Source organism: Streptomyces sp. NPDC057543, from assembly GCF_042801895.1.
In the GTDB taxonomy this organism is placed as follows: Bacteria; Actinomycetota; Actinomycetes; order Streptomycetales; family Streptomycetaceae; genus Streptomyces.
Genome location: NZ_JBHVFF010000524.1, coordinates 1 through 2675, shown reverse-complemented (window position 1 = coordinate 2675; position 2675 = coordinate 1). Strand labels below are relative to the sequence as shown.

Sequence of the window (2675 nt, the reverse complement as noted above, 5' to 3'; positions counted from 1 at the left end):
GCCCGCGGCGCCGCATCTGCCCGACACCCCTTCACCGGCGAAACACCAGTCGGCATACGGGTGTCGGAGCGGCGGGCAAGCCTCGAAACAGGCCCTGACCTGCACGGCAACCGGGCACAGGGACAGTGGTGGACTTTGCTCAGCTACCGGGTCCCGGGCTCGGGTTGCCCGCGGCGGTGCTATCGGCGCCGGTCTCGGTCGGCGGCGCTTCGACGGGGAAGAGGATCGGGCTGATCAGGTACTGCGTGCGGTCGGGTGATGGCTCGTTGGCCAGGTGGGGGGCGATCGCCTCCCGCATCCCGTCAATCATCCCGCGCAGTTCCCCAGGGCTGAGCCAGACGGCATGCTGCCGGTAGCCGACCAGGTCGGCTACCGGGTCGACCGTGTCGCGGTCGAGATACGCGGTGAATTCGGAGGTCAGGACCGCCAGAGCGGCGGCGAATGCGCTGCGATGGTCGTCGATCGAGAGTGAATTGGCCGTGTCTGTAGTGATCCCCGCGCGGTCGCGGCGCAGCCGGTAGCGGCGCTCGACCGCGCCGCGCACGCGCCGCTCCAGGGCGACTTCCAGAACCCCGCCGGCTGCGAGCAGATCGACGTGCCGGTAGACCGTCGCCTTCGAGACGTCCCGGATGCGGTCGCACAGCTCGGCGGTGGTCAGTTCCCTGCCGCCGCGCATCGCGTGAACCACTCGCAACCGCACCGGGTGGGCCAAGAGTTCGAAAGCATCCATCCCGCAATGATCTCACGCCATGCTACCGTTCGCATTCATTGAGAAAGGTTGTGATGGGATGCCTGACGGCGCTGCGACAAAGTCCATGACCGGCTCAGAACTCGCTTGGATGCCACCGCCCTATGCCGAGCCCGGCCGCTTCAGCGAGCATGAGGTCACCGTCGGCACCGGCCCATTCGCGGTGCCAGGCACGGTGAGCGTCCCCCGCAGGCAGGCTCCCGGCCCTGGCGTGGTGCTGCTCGCCGGTGGTGGGCCGTTCGACCGCGACGAGACCAGCGGGCCGAACAAACCGCTCAAGGACCTGGCCTGGGGGCTCGCCAGCCGCGGGACGACGGTGCTGCGCTTCGACAAGGCGACATACGCCCACCGCGATGTGGCCGCGGCATCGGACCTGACGATGACGCAGGAATACGTGCCGCATGCCGTCGACGCGGTCGGCCTGCTCCGTAGCCATCGCTCGGTGGACCCCGAGCGGGTCTTCGTCCTCGGCCACAGCATGGGCGGCAAGGTCGCCCCCGCCGTCGCCGCCGCCGCACCCACGGTGGCGGGCCTGGTGATCATGGCCGGTGACACGCAGCCAATGCACCACGCCGCGGTCCGCGTCGTCAGCTACCTCGCCACCATGCTCCCCGACCAGGTCCCGCCCACGGTCATCGAGACCTTCCAGCGGCAGGCCGCCCTGGTCGACAGCCCGGAACTCACACCCTCGACCCCTGCAGCGGATCTGCCGTTCGGCCTGTCCGCGCCGTACTGGCTCGAACTGCGCGACTACGACCCGGTCGCGATCGCGGCCGGACTCAGCAAGCCGATGCTCATCCTCCAAGGAGGACGCGACTACCAGGTCACCGTCGCCAACGACCTGGTTCGATGGCGGACGGGCCTGGTCGGCCGCCCGGAAGCCGATATCCGTGTCTACGAAGCCGACAACCACCTGTTCTTCCCCGGCGCAGGACCATCCACCCCCGCCGAATACGGAGTCCCACAGCATGTCGACCCAGCCGTCATCGCCGACATCTCCCATTGGCTGAGCCACGGCCAGGGATGAGCGCTCGCGTCGCCTGTAAACCAGCAGTCGGCAGCCTCCTGGCGGGGCACCAGCACACTGCCGACTCCGTGCGCCGAGGGATGTGCCCCGCCGACCGGAGAGCCCACCATGCGCCGAGTTACTGCCTCATGGTCTGAGACGGCCCCGGCCCCGGACTCCCCGGGGCCGGCTCTCAAGGTCGGCATCAGTCGGCGCGCAGGCGGACCCGCACCCGGCCGGCGACGCACTCGACCGATGCCGCCGACGTGTCCAACTAGCCATCCACGGGCACCGCGGACGCAAGAGCGACCCGCTCCATACCGCACGGCGAACCCTCCACACCGGCGCCAACCTGCTCACCGACAGGCAGAAGGACCGACTGGCCGCACTGTTTGCGAGCGACGCTGGTCGAAGCCACGTGGGGGTCTACCAGCGGATGATCGCCGCCTACCGCGAACCCGATCGGAGGAAGGGCCGAGAGCTGATGGTGAAGTTGATCGGGTCGGTCAGCCAGGGCGCCCCGAACGCGTTGAGCGAGATCATCACACTCGGCCGGACACTGAAGAAGCGAGCCACCGACGTGCTGGCCTACTTCGAACGCCCGGGCACGTCCAACGGACCGACCGAGGCCATCAACGGACGGCTCGAACACCTCCGCAGCTCCGCCCTCGGATTCCGCAACCTCGCCAACTACATCGCCAGATCCCTGCTGGAAACCGGCGGCTTCAGGCCACGACTACACCCTGGATTGTGAAGAGCCTGCTTGCCCCTTCGCCCAGCCGCATCCCGGTGTAGACGAGCGAATCGGCGAACAGCGCGTTACGCTCGCCGTTCCGTCCGCGCCACGTCGGGTCCGGCCCACAGGCGCACAGCGGTACGGCCGGAGTGCAGTTCCTCGGCGGCGACGACGGAGTACTCGAG

General features: G+C 68.8%; 2 protein-coding genes and 1 pseudogene. 2 read left to right on the top strand and 1 reads right to left on the bottom strand.

The features are described 5' to 3' along the window. Nucleotides 1-139: 139 nt before the first annotated feature. Entirely contained in the window at nucleotides 140-730 is a 591-nt protein-coding gene (locus ACFU8Q_RS40845) for a helix-turn-helix domain-containing protein (protein ID WP_384465100.1), read from the bottom strand. Between the two features lie 85 nt (nucleotides 731-815). Between ACFU8Q_RS40845 and ACFU8Q_RS40840 the strand changes: the two genes are divergently transcribed. Both ACFU8Q_RS40840 and ACFU8Q_RS40835 read left to right on the top strand, forming a co-directional pair. Continuing rightward, complete coding sequence (locus tag ACFU8Q_RS40840; RefSeq protein ID WP_384465097.1) at nucleotides 816-1775, top strand: alpha/beta hydrolase family protein; 960 nt, start codon at nucleotides 816-818, stop codon at nucleotides 1773-1775. A 214-nt stretch (nucleotides 1776-1989) separates the two neighbouring features. Continuing rightward, a pseudogene (locus ACFU8Q_RS40835) lies at nucleotides 1990-2508 on the top strand (transposase); the annotation flags it as partial. Between the last annotated feature and the right edge of the window lie 167 nt (nucleotides 2509-2675).

Excerpts from the sequence above, each read along its gene's own strand:
- ACFU8Q_RS40840 (WP_384465097.1), top strand. The coding sequence starts at position 816 with ATGACCGGCTCAGAACTCGCTTGGATGCCACCGCCCTATGCCGAGCCC.
- ACFU8Q_RS40845 (WP_384465100.1), bottom strand. The coding sequence starts at position 730 with ATGGATGCTTTCGAACTCTTGGCCCACCCGGTGCGGTTGCGAGTGGTT.